This window comes from Nonomuraea sp. KM88 (genome assembly GCF_052245635.1).
In the GTDB taxonomy this organism is placed as follows: Bacteria; Actinomycetota; Actinomycetes; order Streptosporangiales; family Streptosporangiaceae; genus Nonomuraea.
This window is the reverse complement of record NZ_JBQQCC010000015.1, coordinates 153,222-167,996: the sequence shown is the minus strand read 5'-3', so window position 1 is coordinate 167,996 and position 14,775 is coordinate 153,222. Positions and strand designations below refer to the sequence as shown.

The following is a 14,775-nucleotide window of genomic DNA, read 5'->3' as shown; positions in this document are numbered from 1 at the left end:
TTGTGAACACGTCTGTTGTCATCTGCGTCTACACCGAGGAGCGGTGGGAGGACATCAGGCAGGCAGTCGAGTCGGTCGAGAACCAGACCCGCCCGGCCCACGAGCTGATCCTGGTGGTCGACCACAACCCCGACCTGCACCTCAAGCTCAAGCGCGAATATCCACAGGCCATCGTGGTGGAGAACACGCACGAGCAGGGGTTGTCCGGAGGCAAGAACACCGGGGCGGCCACGGCCAACGGTGAGATCGTCGCGTTCCTCGACGACGACGCCGTCGCCGACGCCGGGTGGCTGGAGGCTTTGGAGGAGGGCTTCCAGGAACCCGGCGTGGTGGGCGTGGGCGGTCGCACCGACCCCCTGTGGGCGTCCGGCAGGCGGCCGCGGTGGTTCCCGTACGAGTTCGACTGGACGGTCGGCTGCACCTACCGCGGCATGCCCGCGGTCAGGGCGCCGATCCGCAACGTGATGGGCGGCAACGCCGCCTTCCTGCGCGACGTCGTGTCCGAGGTGGGCGGCTTCCACAGCGGCATCGGGCGCAGCGTCCAGGGGCGCAAGTCGCGGCCGCTGGGCTGCGAGGAGACCGAGTTCTGCATCCGGCTCACCCAGCGCAAGCCCGGCTCCGTCATGCTGTTCGAGCCGCGCGCGATGATCGGGCACAAAGTGTCGAAGCAGCGCGAGGGCTTCGCCTACTTCCGGTCCAGGTGCTACGCGGAGGGCCTGTCGAAGGCCCTGGTGACGCAGGAGGTCGGCACCCAGGACGGGCTCGCCAGCGAGCGGGCTCACGCGATCAAGACGCTGCCGCTCGGCGCGCTGCGCGGCGTGGGCGAGGCCCTGCGGGGCGACCTGGGCGGGCTCGGCCGGGCCGCCGCGATCGTGATCGGGCTGGCCTGGACGACCTGGGGATACGTGGTGGGCACGGCACGGCTGAAGGTGGCACGCTCATGATCCGCGTCCCGATCCTGATGTACCACTCGGTCACCGACAGCCCCAACGACGACACCAGGCCGCACGCGGTGCGGCCCTCCGACCTGGCCGAGCAGCTGGCCTACCTGTCGGAGAGCGGCTTCACCCCGCTCACGCTGGGCGACCTGGTGGCCTCGCTCAACAAGAACAACGGCCGCTCGATGCCCGACAAGCCGGTCGTCGTGACCTTCGACGACGGCTACGCCGACTTCCACAGCCACGCGCTTCCGCTGCTCGAACGCTACAACTTCCCCGCCACGGTCTTCCTGACCAGCGGCTGGGTGTCCGACGCTGGCGACGACGCGGCGGGCAGGCCGCTGGACGACATGTTGTCCTGGGGCCAGGCCCGCGAGGCCGCGCAGACCGGCATCGAGATCGGCGGCCACAGCCACAGCCACCCCCAGCTCGACCAGCTCCGCACCGAGGACCTCCGGCAGGAGCTGCGCAGGAACAAGGGCCTGCTGGAGGAGAAGATCGGCGCGCCGGTCGCCACCATGGCCTACCCCTACGGCTACTCCAGCGCCCGCGTGCGCCGCGAGGTGCGCAAGGCCGGCTACTTCGCCGCCTGCGCCGTCAGCAACACGATCGCCGCGGACCGGCACGACATGCTGGCCATTCCCCGGTTGACGGTCGGCAAGGGCACGACCATCAACATGTTCAAGCGCGCCGTCGAAGGCACCGCCGTACCTCTCATCTACATGCGCGAGCGCATCCTCACCAAGGGCTACGCCGTCGTGCGCAGGACGAGGTACGGGCTGCAACGGGTGCGCGGCAATGTCTAGGGTCTGGGGACGGATCCTCGTCGACCTGCGCAACCCGCTGTTCCGGCAGGGTTACGCGCTCATGGCGAACACCGTCATCACCGGCGTGCTCGGCATGGGCTACTGGCTGCTGGCCGCCCACTACTACACCCCCGACGAGTTCGGCCGCGGCCAGGCGGTGATCACGGCGATGCGGTTGTTCGCGTCGCTGGTCGCGCTCGGGTTCGTCGGCGCGCTCGCCCGCTACCTGCCGGTGGCCGGCCGCCGCACGCCCGAGCTCATCCTGCGCGGGTACGGCCTGGCCGCCGCCACGGGCGGGGTCGCCGCTGTCGGCTTCCTGCTGACGCTCCCCCTGTGGGGCGAGACCTATTCGGTGCTGGCCGGGTTCGGGCCGGGGCTGTTCTTCCTGGCGTCCGTGGTGGTGTGGGCGGTGTTCACCCTCCAGGACGTCGTGCTGACCGGCCTGCGCAGAGCCCCGTTCGTACCGCTGAACAACCTGGTCTTCGGCCTGGTCAAGATGGGGCTGCTGGTCGCCCTCGCCGGCGCGCTGCCCTCCGGCGGCATCTTCGTCTCCTGGGTCGTCCCGACCGCCCTCGCACTGATCCCGATCAACTTCCTGATCTTCGGCGTCGTGGTGCCGCGGCACACCAGGCAGGCCGGCGCGGAGCTGCAGCCTCCTCGTCTGCGCGAAATTGGAAGGTTCCTGGCGGGTGACTTCCCCGGGACGCTGTCCATCCTGGCCATCGTCTACCTGGTGCCCGTGGTGATCGCCACCCAGGTGGGCGAGGCCACGTTCGGGCGTTTCTCGATGGCGCACACCCTGGCCAGCATGATCGAGCTGCTGGCCATGAACATGGCGGTGTCGCTGACCGTCGAGGGCGCGTTCGACCGGTCCCAGCTGGCCGAGAACTGCCGGCGGGCGTTGCGGCGCGCCTTCATGATCGTCGTTCCGATCATCGCGGTGGCGATCGCCGGGGCGCCGCTCATCCTGACCATCTTCGGGCCCGCCTTCGCCGAGGAGGGCACGACGCTGCTGCGGCTCATGGCGCTCGCCGTACTGCCCCGGGTGCTGATCGAGGTCTATCTGAGCGCGCTGCGCGCCCAGAGCAGGGCGCGCACGCTGGCCGTCGTCCAGATCGGGCTGGCCGTCCTGGTGCTGGTGTCCACGCTCGTGCTGTTCCCCTTCGCCGGGGTGAACGCGGTGGGATACGGTCTGCTGGCCAGCGAGCTCCTCGTTGCGCTGTTGATCTTCGGAAATCTGCGTAAGATTCTCGGATTCGGCGATACAGGTCGACCGGCTGTCACTCAGGGGTCGTCCGGGACCGCATGATGGTCAACGCGAGGCAACGGGACAGCAATGGCGTGACACCGGGGACCACGGGCTCCCAGGATGCGCGCGGGGACAAGGAGGACTCAGACGTGCCCTTCGATCCGGAAGCTACCGGGATCATCCCGAAGCTGACGTTCGAGCCCCCTGGTGAGGGCTCCGGCACGTCTGAGGAGACCGAGGCGGAAGCCGCGGAGAGCGCCGCCGAGCCCGGCTCCGAGCGCACCACGGCCATCCGCCTCCCGGTGACACCTCCGCCAGGGAAGGGCGACGCGGGCTCCTCACCGGAGACCGCCCCGACCAGCCCCGGGCTCCGCCCGCCACCCGCCGCCGACGCCCAGCCACCCGGCGGCTCCCAACCGTCCGGCAAGTCGCAACCCTCCGGTTCGCAGCCGTCCGGTTCGCAACCGTCCGGCGGATCGCAGTCGTCGGGCGGTTCCCAACCCTCCGGTGGAACGAAGCCCGCCACCGGCCCAGGACCGTCCGAGGAGAAGCCTTCCAGCGGCACCCAGCCGACCGCAGCCGCACCGGGCACCGGTACGTCACCAGGTGCCGGTAAGCCGCAGGCTGCCGGCGGGACGAAACCGGCGGGAGGCGGGCAGGCGGGTGTGCGTCCGCAACCGGCCGGGAAGGCCGAGCCGGGAGCTCGCGGCGGAAACCCGGGTAGCGCAGCGCCGCCCGCCACAGACAGCCCTCACACCGGGAACCCGAACACCGGAACGCCACCCACAGCGGGGGGCCCCGGCGCGGGGAACCCGAACACCGCAGCGCCGCCGGCCACGACCCCGGCCACGGGAAGCCCTCACGCCGGAAATGTGAACCTCGGAGCGCCACCCACAGCGGCAACCCCACACGGCGGGAACCCGAACACCGGAGCGCCGCCCGCAACGGGGAGTCCTCATGTCGGAGGGCCCGTCGGTGGAGGACCCGCCGGCAGGGCGCACGTCGGGGGGCCGCCGTACGGGCGCGTGGGTGTGGTGCAGGAGGCGCTGCCGCAGGGTCCGGCCGGAGGGCCGGTCGCGCAGCGGGCGCCGGCGCGACCGCAGTCGCTGAAAGCCCGGGTCAGCGCGCTGATCGCCAGCGCGCCCCGGTGGTTGCCCGTGCTGCTGGTCCTCGAGGGCCTGCTCATGTTCGTGCTCGCCGTCAAGGTGTCCCCGGGGCCGCTGCGGGGTGTGGACCCGGCCGACATCGACGGTCTCGGGCTGATCTCGGCGCTCCCGGTCACCGCGTTCCTGGCGATCCTGATCATGCTCGTGTCGTTCTTCGTCACGGTCGCCCAGAGCACCGACCGCAAGTTCCTGCTGCTGTTCCAGATCGCCGCGATCGCGTTCGCCCTGCACGGCGTGGGGTCGCTCGTGGCGAGCGAGCCGCGTTTCCCGACGGCGTACATCCATGCCGGTTTCGTGGAGTTCATCAGCAGGACGGGCGAGACGGCGATCGGCATCGACGCCCGCATGGGCTGGCCGGGCTTCTTCGCGTTGTTCGCGTTCGTGACGAAGGCCGCCGGCATCAGCGACATGACGACGATCCTGCAGTGGACGCCGCTCCTGTCGAACCTGCTCTACCTGCTGCCGTTCGTGCTGATCCTGCGCCAGGTGGTGGCGACCACGCGGGCGCGGTGGTTCGCGGCCCTGCTGTTCGTGCTGGTGCAGTGGATCGGGCAGGACTACTTCTCGCCCCAGGGCTTCACGTTCGCCCTGTATCTGGCGTACGTGGCGATCCTGCTGCGATGGTTCGGGCGGGTCGAGCCGCGGACCAGGCCGATCGCCCCGAAGGGCCTGCGCAAGCTGCTCGGCAGGCTGGACGCGATGACGCCGGGCGAGCTGGCCAACACCGGCACCTACCGGGCCGACAAGCTGCTCATGCTGATGATGTTGCTGGCGCTGTTCATCGCGTCGGTGGCCTCGCACCAGATCACCCCCTTCATGATGCTCGGCGTGCTGACGGCGTTCCTGCTGGTGAAGCGGACCTCGCTGACGTGGGGGCTGCCGTTCTTCCTCGGGCTCGTGGTGGCGGCCTGGATCAGCTACATGACGGTGGGCTTCTGGGCGAGCCAGATCGACACGATCTTCGGTGGCCTGGGCAACGTCCTGTCCAACCTGCGCAGCAACACCGGCGACCGGATCGAGGGCACCGACCCCGCCCACGCGATGGTGTTGCAGGCCCGGCTCGGCATCCTGGTGGTGATCCTCGGGCTGGCGGCCGCCGGGTTGTTCCGGCGGCTGCGGCGGGGGGTGTTCGACAGGTCGGCGCTGATCCTGCTCTGCGTTCCCGTGCTGGCGCTGGGGCTGCAGAGCTACGGCGGCGAGATCGGGCTGCGCATCTACATGTTCGCGCTGCCCGGCGCGTGCCTGCTGGCCGCGTACGCGTTCTTCCCCAACCTGCCGGCCGACAGCGCCGACGTGCGCGAGGAGACCGTGCCGCTGCGCAAGCGGAACGTGCGCTTCAACCCCGAGCTGACCAGGAAGATCTCGGTCGTGCTCGCGGCGTGCTTCGCGGTGTTGTTCGCGATGGCGTTCCTGCTGGCGAGGTACGGCAACGAGAAGTTCGAGCGGGTCACCACCGGCGAGGTGGCGGCCCTGCACTACGTCTACGACCACGACAAGCCCAGCGCGCGGGTGCTCTATCTGGTGCCCAAGCTGGGGCCGGAGGTCACGCCGACCCTGCCGTGGGGCGAGCGCGACGTCGAGCGGGTCAGCTTCAACGTGCAGGCGCTCGTGCACAAGGATCCGACGAAGATCGCCGACGCGGTCAAGGCGTTGCAGGAGCAGCCGCGTAACTCGTACCTGATGGTGAGCACCGGCCAGGTGAGCTACCTGCAGCTGAACGAGGGTTATCCGGCGGACTGGGGGGCCAAGTTCCGTGCGGCGCTGGACACCTCGCCCAGCCTGAAACGGGTGTTCTCCAACGAGGACGCGGCGCTCTACACCTGGAAGAAGTTCGTCAGGGGGACGGAGATCCCCGAACCGAACTCCTACAAGAGCCGCGGCGACCCCACCTCGCCGTGGACGCCGGTCGGCATCGGGGCGCTGATCGTGACGTGGGTGGCGCTGCTCGGCTACGAGATCATCCGCCTGAACGGTCCCAACCGGGCGCGCAAGACGCGCAAACGCCTGTTGTTCCTGGCGGTCCCGGCGTTCGTGGTGGCCATCGCGGTCATCATCGAACGGTTCATTTACATCGCACAAAATAACTGAATTCCCAGGAAACTCTCAGGTTCTACGGGATGATGCCCTTAATGAGGGCACAGAGGGCACTTCCCGTTGGACCGGACGCACGTACCGCTGCCGCACGGATCGTCTCCGTCGACGCGTTGCGGGGCTTCTCGCTCCTGGGCATCCTCGTCGTCAACATCGCCTTCCTGGCCTCCGGATACCGGATGGCCGGGATGGCGGAGCCCGCCTTCGGCTCGCCGTCCGACTGGGCCGTGCGATGGTTCGTGACGATGTTCGTGGAGAACAAGTTCTACCTGCTGTTCTCGTTCCTGTTCGGCTACAGCTTCACGCTCCAGCTCGACTCGGCGGCGCGGCAGGGGCGCGCGTTCCGGCCGATGTTCCTGCGGCGGCTGGCCGGGCTGCTCCTGATCGGGCTGGCGCACGCCGTGCTGCTGTTCCCCGGGGACATCCTGACGACGTACGCCGTGGTGGGCCTGGCCCTGCTGTTCCTCCACCGGATCAGGCCCAGGACTGCCGTGCTGCTGGCCGTCGCGCTGACGGCGGTGCTGGCGCTCGGCTTCGTGCTGGCGGCCGTGCTGGCCACGCTGGGGCTGGATCTGTCGGGCACGATGACGGACGGCGCGGCCGAGGCCGCCAGGTCGGACGCGGCGCTGGGCGGGGGCTTCTGGCAGATCGTGTCGGAGCACCTGAGGAAGCTGTCGCTGATCACCGTGCTGCGCGTCCTGTTCCAGGGGCCGGCGGTGCTGGCCGCGTGCCTGCTCGGGCTGGCGGCCGGCAAGTCAGGCGCCCTGCGCGACCTGTCCGCGCACGCGACAACGCTGCGCAGGCTGCAGTGGACGGGCTTCACGGCCGGTCTGGCGGGGGCGTCCTTCGCCGCGCTGGCCGCCTGGACCGGCGTGGTGCACAAGTTCTGGGGCGAGGCGGTGGATCTGGCGACGGCGCCGCTGCTGGCGGCCGCGTACGCGGCGACGTTCCTGCGGCTGCTGCCGCGCGTGCCGCGCATCGGGCGAGCCCTGGCCGCGCCCGGCCGGATGGCGCTGTCCAACTACCTGGCGCAGTCGCTGATCTGCGCGCTGATCTTCACGGGGTACGGGCTGGCGCTCGTGGACCGGGTCAGCCCGCCGATGGAGCTGCTGATCGCCGCGGGCGTCTTCGCCGCCCAGGTCGTCTACAGCCGGTGGTGGCTCGGCGGGCATGGGTACGGGCCGGTGGAGTGGCTGCTGCGTTACCTGACGTACGGGACCAGGCCGGCCCGCCCGATCGGAGCGAGCCGTCGCCTTCCCGGTCGCCGATGAGGAACCCGGCAGGCATGCTCACATGCCTCTGCCGGACCACCTGATCTCGTACGGCCGCAGGGTGACCTGCCTGCCGTCGACGGTCGCGGTGACGTCCTGGCCGGACGTGTTCACCATGACGCTCTGGCGCTGCTGGGCGATGGCTCTGATCCGCTGGTCGGAGGTCCTGACCTTGGAGACCTCGACCCCGGCGGGGAACCACTTGGCGAACCCGCTCAGCAGGCCGGCCATCGGCATCTCGCCGCCCACCTTCGGCGCCCACAGGCAGCCGGGGCACTCGCCTTCGTCCTTCATCTGCGGGTTCCAGTAGAGCGCCGTGGTGACGCCGCTGGTGGCGAACTCCATCAGTGCCGTCGCCTGCACCGCGGTGCGCTGCTCCTCCGTCCATCCGGAGTTCTCCGGCTCGACGTACCACTCCGCCCACCACACCGGCAGATCGCCGCTCTTCTGCCGCAGCCACGAGGTGATGGCGCCGAACTTGGCCTGGGCGGCGAAGTCGTTGGGGACGTTGCCCTTGTCGTTGGTCATCGACGCGCCGTCGACCACGATGAAGTCGGCGCCCTGCTTGTGGTCGATCCAGTGCTGGACCGCGTCGAGCGCGCGCTGGTCGACGGACCCCCAGGAGCCGCTGAGCTCGGAGGGCTCCTGGCTCCTCGCGTTGCTCTCGATCGGGATGTACGGCCCGCCGATCTTGATGTCGCTGTTCACCTTCTTCAAGGCCGTGTAGACCTTGTTGTACAGCTCGGTGTATCCCTTGGCGTCCCACTTGTTGGTGGCCGGATCCCAGAAGCCCTTGAACTCGTTCCAGACCATGTAGTGCTTGACGGTCGGATACTGCTTGGCGACCCTGACGGCGAGCTTGGCGAAGTCGTCGAAATGCTCGGGTTCGGGGGCGACGGTGTGGTTCTTGCTCCAGTCCGTACGCCCGGCCTTGCCGCCCTTCATCCAGTCGGGCGCGCAGCACAACGTGATCACCGGTAGCCCTCGCGACGACGACATGAAGGTCAGCCGCCGGTCGAGGTCGCCGAAGTTGAACTGTCCCGGGCTCGGCTCGGGGTTGCCGACGCCCCAGCCCATGATGTGCTGGTTCTGCACCATGGGCACCCGGCCGAGCACGCCCCTGGCCTGCTCGAGGACGTGTTCCGGCTCGTTGTCTGCGCTGAACTGCGTGTGCGTGACGCCCCAGCGCGGCCAGTTGGGCAGCGCGGGCGGCTCCTCCAGCCGGGGGGCCGGCTCCGTGGGCACCCTCGTGGCGACCTGACCGTCGAAGTCGCTGCGCCCCTGCGACCTGAGCGAGGCGTAGACCATGATGCCCGCCACGAGGACGACCGCGAGGATGCCGGCTCCAAGGGCTATGGGCCAGGGCGATCGTCGGCGCGCATGACGGCCATCGGTCGGGATCACTGAACGCTCCTCATTCCTCACGAGTCCACAAGAGGACGAACATACAGAAAGGCTGGGCGTAGGCCAGCCTTAATGAGGCTATGTGTCCCACTTGTAGATCGCGTACCTCAATCCACACGTGGTGGCCGCTGGCCGCCCGCGGGGCCGGGGACCCCGGCATAACGGTACGGCACCGGCTGCCTACCAGGCTGGACGATGAGGAGGGTGCCCGGGGTTTCCGCGTAGAAGGCGGACTCGACGGCGGCGGCCACGTCGCCGGCGGTGAGCAGCGGGAAGCCCGCGTTGACGAACATCTCGCGCGACTCCGCGACCAGCGGCGTGTCGGTGAAGCCGGGGCACACGGCGCCGATGCGGATGTTCTGGGCGGCCAGCGGCTCGGCCAGCGCCCTGACCAGGCCGACGACGGCGTGCTTGGTCATCGTGTAGACGGGATCGCCGGAGAAGGCCACGAGCCCGGCCAGCGACGAGGTGGCCACGATGGCGCCGCCGCCGGAACGGGCGAGGAGCGGGACGCTGGCCCGGACACCGAAGACGACGCCGTCCACGTTCACGCCGACCACCTGGCGGTAGCGCTCGACGTCGAAGTCGGCCAGGTCCACCCGCCCGCTGACGCCGGCGTTGAGGTGGACCAGGTCGAGCCGGCCGTACCGCTGCTCGGCCAGCGCGACGGCGTCGAGCGAGGCCTGCTCCTCGCTGACGTCGGCGGCCAGCCACGCGCCGTCGACCTCCTTGCCCAGCCGTTCCACGCCCTCGCCGTCGCGGTCGACGAGCACGCATTTGACCCCGCCGGCCGAGAGCCGGCGTGCCACGGCGGCTCCTATGCCGCTGGCCGCTCCGGTGATCAGTGCAACTGTGCTCATGGCGCTCCTTGCGGGGTCGGCCCGGGGTCCAGGCTGGTCGAGCGTCTCGGCCGCGGTCGAGTGCCGGTCGTTCGCCGGCCGAGCTTCTTCAGTGCTGGTCGAGCATGCGGTGGGCGCGGGCGATCAGCGTGGGTACGGCGGAGCCGATGTGGTCGAATCCCTCTCCCACGGTCTTACCTTGCCGGAAGCGGGCGTGGATACCCTCCACGATGACCGCCAGCTTGAAGTTACCGAAAGCTACATAGAACCCAAGATCCGAAATATCCCGACCTGATGTTTTGATGTAGTGGCTCGCGAACTCGGCGGCGTTCATGAACCCGGGCGCCACCGTCACGTCGCCCGCCACCGGGATCCCCGCCCGCTCGTCGTCCCCCGCGTCGTGCCAGTACGTCAGCGTGAGCCCCAGGTCGGCCAGCGGGTCGCCGAGGGTGGACATCTCCCAGTCGACCACGGCCGCGATCTCGAGCTCCCCCAGCCTGATCAGCGTGTTGTCGAGCCGGTAGTCGCCGTGCACCAGCGTGCCGGCGGACTCGGCGGGCAAGCGCTCCCGCAGCCGGCCGACGAGCCGGTGGTATTCCGGCGACTCCGACGTCTTCGACCGCTCCCACTGCTGGCACCACCGGTCGAGCTGCCTGGCCATGTAGCCCTCCGGCCGCCCGAAGTCCGCGAGCCCGACGGCGCGGTAGTCGACGGCGTGGATGGCCGCCAGCACCTCGGCCAGCCGCTCCGACAGCCGCCGCGCCTGCTCAGGCGTGTGGTGGCCGAGCTCTTCCCTGGTCCGTACGGCGGCGCCGGCCACGTACTCCATGAGGTAGAACGGCGCCCCGATCACGTCCTCGTCGCCGCAGAACGCGACAGGACCCGGCACCGGCACGGGCGTCGGCGCGAGGGCGGAGATGACCCGGAACTCGCGCCGCATGTCGTGGGCGGTGGGCAGCACATGGCCGAGCGGCGGCCGGCGCAGCACCAGCCGGCGCTCGCGGGCCTCGACCAGATACGTCAGGTTCGACCGCCCACCCGAGATCAGCGAGACGGACAGGGGCTCGCCCGCGTCGGGCACGTTACGGCCCATCCACGCGACCAGGCTGGGGTGGTCGATGCCAGGTACGGTCATGAACACACATTAGAACCTCATTCTGTGCTGAATGCCAGCTGGGAGTTGCGTAACGTTCCAGACCAGCGGCGATGTGCATGGCGCGAGATCCTTTACCCTGGGGAGTACACGTCTGCCCAGACGCTGGACACAGAGTGGCTGCACACAGTAGGAGCCCATGCGCGTCACCCTTGCCCTGCCTCGTGAGCTGGGAGAGCCCGAGATCGATCGGTGGCGGAGCCTGCAGGAGCCCGGCACCGTCTTCGACAACCCGTTCCTGTCGCCCGAGTTCACGATCACGGTGGGCGAGGTCCGCGATGTCGTCCGCGTGGCCGTGCTTCACGACGGTCCGGAGATCGTCGGGTTCTTCCCCTTCGAGCGGCATCCGCTGGGCATCGGCAAGCCGGTCGCCGCCGGGCTCACCGACGCGCAGGGCATCGTCCACGTCAAGGGCCTCGACCTCGATCCCCGCCGGCTGATCAGGGACTGCGGGCTGTCGGTCTACGAGTTCGACCACCTGGTGGCCGGGCAGCCGTTGCTGGAACCCCGGCACGAGCGGCACCCGTCACCGATCATCGACCTGAGCGACGGCTACGACCGCTACACCGAGTTCCTGAGGCAGCACTCCGGCAAGACGTACAAATCAACCCTGGCCAAGGCGCGCAAGCTGGAGCGCGAGGTCGGGAAGATCCGCCACGACTACGCGAGCGCCGACGTGGCGCCGCTGCGCACGCTGCTCGGCTGGAAGACCGACCAGTACCGCCGCACGGGCCGCACCGACCGGTTCTCCCAGCGGTGGATCGTGGAGCTGGTCGAGCGGCTGCTGGCCACCCGGTCGGAGAGCTTCGCCGGGGTGCTCGACATGGTCCACGCCGACGACCAGCCGGTGGCCGGGCACTTCGGGCTGCGCACCGGCACCGCGCTGGTCGGCTGGTTCCCCGCCTACGACCCCCGCTTCGCGAAATACTCCCCCGGCCTCATCCACCATCTCGCGATGGCCGAGCGCGCCGCCGAGGCCGGCATCCGCGTCATCGACATGGGCCGGGGCCAGAAGGAGTACAAAGACAAGCTCAAGACCGGCGAGCTGCAGGTGGCCGAGGGCCGGGTGGCCAGGGTCGGCGCCGCGGCGGGGCTGCACTGGATGGTGCGGGTGCCCGCGCGCAAGACGCGCGCCACGGTGATGGCCAACCCGATCTTGCTCAAGACGGCCGACAAAGCGTTGAAAACGTATGGAAAGCTGCGTACTGTCCTACAAGGATGAAGGCAATCGCAGAGCGCACAGGCCGTCACTGTCTGTCGCTTCCGTCCAACCGGTTAGGCCTCTACCTGGCGTTACGCCACTGGTGCCGGCCCGGCCAGCGGCTGCTCATGTCGCCCATCTCCGCCGACGAGATCCTGTTCCTGGTGCTGGCCGCCGGGCTGCGGCCGGTGATCGCGCCGCTCTCCCCCCGTGACGGCAACATCGACGTCACCCGGGTGGACCTCGACGGCGTGGACGCGGTCCTGACCACCAACCTGTACGGCCTGCCCGACCGCGTCCCAGCCCTCACCGGCAAGATCCTCATCGAGGACGTGGCCCACGCCCTGGACAGCCACGTCGACGGCCGGCCGCTGGGAACGTTCGGCCAGGCGGGCGTCTTCAGCCTCTCCAAACACGCCGGGGCCGGCTCGGGCGGCGTGCTCGCCGTCGAGAGCGTGTCGGACATGAGGGCGCTGGCCCGCGCCCGCGACGAGCTGCTGGCCCCCGGCTCGCTGCGCGCCGACCTGATGAGCGTGGCCACGTCCATGGCCCGCCAGGCGGCGCTCCGGTCCAACCTCGTACGCCCCGCGCTCGCCCTCTCCAGGGCTCTCGGCCTGCACGAGTCGCGCGAGGGTTACCGGATCCCGCTCGACCCCGACGGGCTGCGGGCGGCGCTCAAGCAGGCGCCCGCGCTGCCGCCCTTCGACCCCTGGGTCCGCGCCGACCTGCACAACTACCGCCGTCACCGGGGCCGGCTCGTCCGCTGGTACCGGTCAAGGCGGCTGGCCCAGGTGCCCAGGACGCGGGCCCGCCGCCTGGCGGGCGTCCGGCGGCTGGCCGAACTGCCCACGGTCGCTCCCGCCGTGCGCGACAACCTGGACCAGCCGTTGTTCCGCGTGCCGCTGCTCGTCCGCGACAGGGACGCGGCCATCGCCGAGCTGGAGTGGCACGGGGTGGCGACGGGCTACCTGTACGACCCGCCGTACGACGACTACGCGCCCGGCTACGCCGAGGCGTCACCGCACCCCGCCCCGGCGCGCTGGTGGGCCGGGCACGTGCTGCCCGTCGACCCGCTGTACGCCGCCCGCGCCCTGCCCGTCCTGCGCCGTCTGGAGCCCCCGGAGGGCCCCGTCAGCCGGTCGCCCGCCTGATCAGGCCGGCCAGGATGTGGCAGCCGCGCCGGACGTCGGCGAGCGAGGCGGAGCCGTACCCGATCACCAGGCCGTGCAGGCGGGGACGGCCGTGGTGGTGGTGCTCGATGGAGTCGAGCAGGATGCCGTGTTCCCTGGCCCGCGCGACGACCGCGGGAGCGACGGGCTCGGGCAGCTCGGCCAGCACGTGCAGCCCCGCCGTGTCGCCCCGCAGCCTGCAGACGGGCCCGAGCAGGTCGACGACCAGCGCCCGGCGGCGCGCGTATTCCAGGCGCATCCTGCGCAGGTGCCGGTCGAGGTCGCCGCGCTCCAGCAGGGTGGCGACGGCCTGCTGCACGGGACCGCTGGTGCGGTCGGCCACCGTGTGGCGCAGCCCCGCGATCCGCTCGACGAGCGCGGGGTCGCCGACCAGCCAGCCCACCCCGACGTCAGGGGCGAGGATCTTGGACAGCGTGCCCAGGAGCACCACCCGCGCGGGGTCGAGGCCGTAGAGGGCGGGCAGCGGGGCGACGTCGTAGCGGAACTCGGCGTCGTAGTCGTCCTCGACGATCGTCGCGCCGGTGCTCCTGGCCCAGGCCAGCAGGCGTTCCCTGCGCGGGATCGGCAGCCTGCCGCCCAGCGGATACTGGTGGGCGGGCGTGGTGTAGAGCACGCGCAGGTCGCGCGGGAGCCTGTCGACGACGACGCCGTCGGCGTCCACCGGGCACGGCACCACCTCCGCGCCCCTGGCCGCGAAGACCGTGCGCGCCACGTGATAGCCGGGGTCCTCGACCCCCGCTCTGACGCCCGTGCCGAGCAGCGCCATCGCGCACAGGTCGAGCCCGTTGCCGGTGCCCCGGGTGACCAGGACGTTCTCCGGGCCGACGGCCATCCCTCTGGCGCGGCGCAGATGGTCGGCGAGGAGCTCCCTCAGCCGCGGCAGGCCGTAGTAGTCGGGCGAGCCGCCGGGCGGCAGGTCGGCCGCCTTGCGCCAGGCCCGCTTCCACGCCGCCCTGTCGTAGTCGCGCACCCAGGGCCGGCCCGGCCTGAGGTCGATCCCGCCGTCGATCTCCCTGCCCGGGAGCGGCTCGGCGGGCACGCGCGCCTCCTGTGACGGCCTCTCCTGGGGCGGCCGAGGCGCCTCGATGTCGGCCACGTACGTGCCGGAGCCGTGCCGCCCGTCCAGCCAGCCCTCGGCGTAGAGCTGCTGGTACGCCTCGGTGACCACGGTCCTGCTCACCGCCAGCTGCACCGCCAGCGCCCGCGTGGACGGCAACCGCTCCCCCGGCGCCAGGGCGCCGTCCAGCATGGCGCGGCGCAACCAGCCGGCGAGCTGCGCCGTGAGCGGCTCGGCCGAGTCGCGCGACAGGGACACGGGCAGGTCGACGTGGGTGCGGGCGGTAGGCTGCGGCCGACGGCCCGCGGTGGATGGCGCGGTGGATGGCGGAGTGTGCACCGGCGGAAGTGGTCTCTACGAAGGGGCTGATAGTGGCCCTACAGAATAGGTCCACTTCGCCCGTACGGTCG

Annotated in this window: 11 protein-coding genes; 7 read left to right on the top strand and 4 right to left on the bottom strand. The window is 70.6% G+C overall.

What is annotated here, in order from left to right; genetic code table 11:
* Positions 1–2: 2 nt before the first annotated feature.
* The 5 genes from ACTWPV_RS36085 to ACTWPV_RS36065 all read left to right on the top strand — a co-directional run bounded on the left by ACTWPV_RS36085 (position 3) and on the right by ACTWPV_RS36065 (position 7,521).
* Positions 3–944: a glycosyltransferase family 2 protein gene (locus ACTWPV_RS36085; RefSeq protein ID WP_443155207.1), complete on the top strand. Its 942-nt coding sequence runs from the start codon at positions 3–5 to the stop codon at positions 942–944.
* Positions 941–1,744 (top strand): polysaccharide deacetylase family protein, encoded by an 804-nt coding sequence (locus ACTWPV_RS36080; RefSeq protein ID WP_347647178.1) that lies wholly within the window; start codon positions 941–943, stop codon positions 1,742–1,744. Before ACTWPV_RS36085 ends, ACTWPV_RS36080 begins: the two co-directional genes overlap by 4 nt.
* The gene (locus tag ACTWPV_RS36075; RefSeq protein WP_443155206.1) at positions 1,737–3,053 is read left to right on the top strand and encodes a lipopolysaccharide biosynthesis protein; all 1,317 of its coding nucleotides are present in this window, start codon (positions 1,737–1,739) and stop codon (positions 3,051–3,053) included. Before ACTWPV_RS36080 ends, ACTWPV_RS36075 begins: the two co-directional genes overlap by 8 nt.
* 965 nt (positions 3,054–4,018) lie before the next feature.
* Complete coding sequence (locus tag ACTWPV_RS36070) at positions 4,019–6,247, top strand: hypothetical protein (RefSeq protein WP_443155205.1); 2,229 nt, start codon at positions 4,019–4,021, stop codon at positions 6,245–6,247.
* A gap of 41 nt (positions 6,248–6,288) precedes the next feature.
* Positions 6,289–7,521 carry a DUF418 domain-containing protein gene (locus ACTWPV_RS36065; protein WP_443155204.1) on the top strand — a complete coding sequence of 411 codons (1,233 nt, stop codon included), beginning with the start codon at positions 6,289–6,291 and terminating at the stop codon, positions 7,519–7,521.
* Positions 7,522–7,539: 18 nt separating this feature from the next.
* On the opposite strand, the gene ACTWPV_RS36060 is transcribed toward ACTWPV_RS36065, so the two are convergent.
* From ACTWPV_RS36060 to ACTWPV_RS36050, 3 genes are all read right to left on the bottom strand, one after another.
* Positions 7,540–8,925, bottom strand: a complete 1,386-nt coding sequence (locus tag ACTWPV_RS36060) for a GH39 family glycosyl hydrolase (RefSeq protein ID WP_443155203.1) — start codon at positions 8,923–8,925, stop codon at positions 7,540–7,542.
* 107 nt (positions 8,926–9,032) lie between these two features.
* Positions 9,033–9,785, bottom strand: coding sequence for an SDR family oxidoreductase (locus ACTWPV_RS36055; RefSeq protein WP_443155202.1), 753 nt, complete (start codon positions 9,783–9,785; stop codon positions 9,033–9,035).
* Between the two features lie 88 nt (positions 9,786–9,873).
* Entirely contained in the window at positions 9,874–10,899 is a 1,026-nt protein-coding gene (locus tag ACTWPV_RS36050) for a phosphotransferase family protein (protein ID WP_347647172.1), read from the bottom strand.
* Between the two features lie 157 nt (positions 10,900–11,056).
* Between ACTWPV_RS36050 and ACTWPV_RS36045 the strand changes: the two genes are divergently transcribed.
* Together ACTWPV_RS36045 and ACTWPV_RS36040 are read left to right on the top strand one after the other, a co-directional pair.
* Complete coding sequence (locus ACTWPV_RS36045) at positions 11,057–12,139, top strand: GNAT family N-acetyltransferase (protein WP_347647171.1); 1,083 nt, start codon at positions 11,057–11,059, stop codon at positions 12,137–12,139.
* On the top strand, positions 12,136–13,269 hold the full coding sequence (locus ACTWPV_RS36040; RefSeq protein WP_443155201.1) for a DegT/DnrJ/EryC1/StrS family aminotransferase: 1,134 nt from the start codon (positions 12,136–12,138) through the stop codon (positions 13,267–13,269). The genes ACTWPV_RS36045 and ACTWPV_RS36040 overlap by 4 nt, the downstream gene beginning before the upstream one ends.
* Here the strand turns inward: ACTWPV_RS36040 and pdxR are convergent.
* Entirely contained in the window at positions 13,250–14,704 is a 1,455-nt protein-coding gene (gene pdxR / locus ACTWPV_RS36035; protein ID WP_443155200.1) for a MocR-like pyridoxine biosynthesis transcription factor PdxR, read from the bottom strand. The genes ACTWPV_RS36040 and pdxR overlap by 20 nt on opposite strands.
* Between the last annotated feature and the right edge of the window lie 71 nt (positions 14,705–14,775).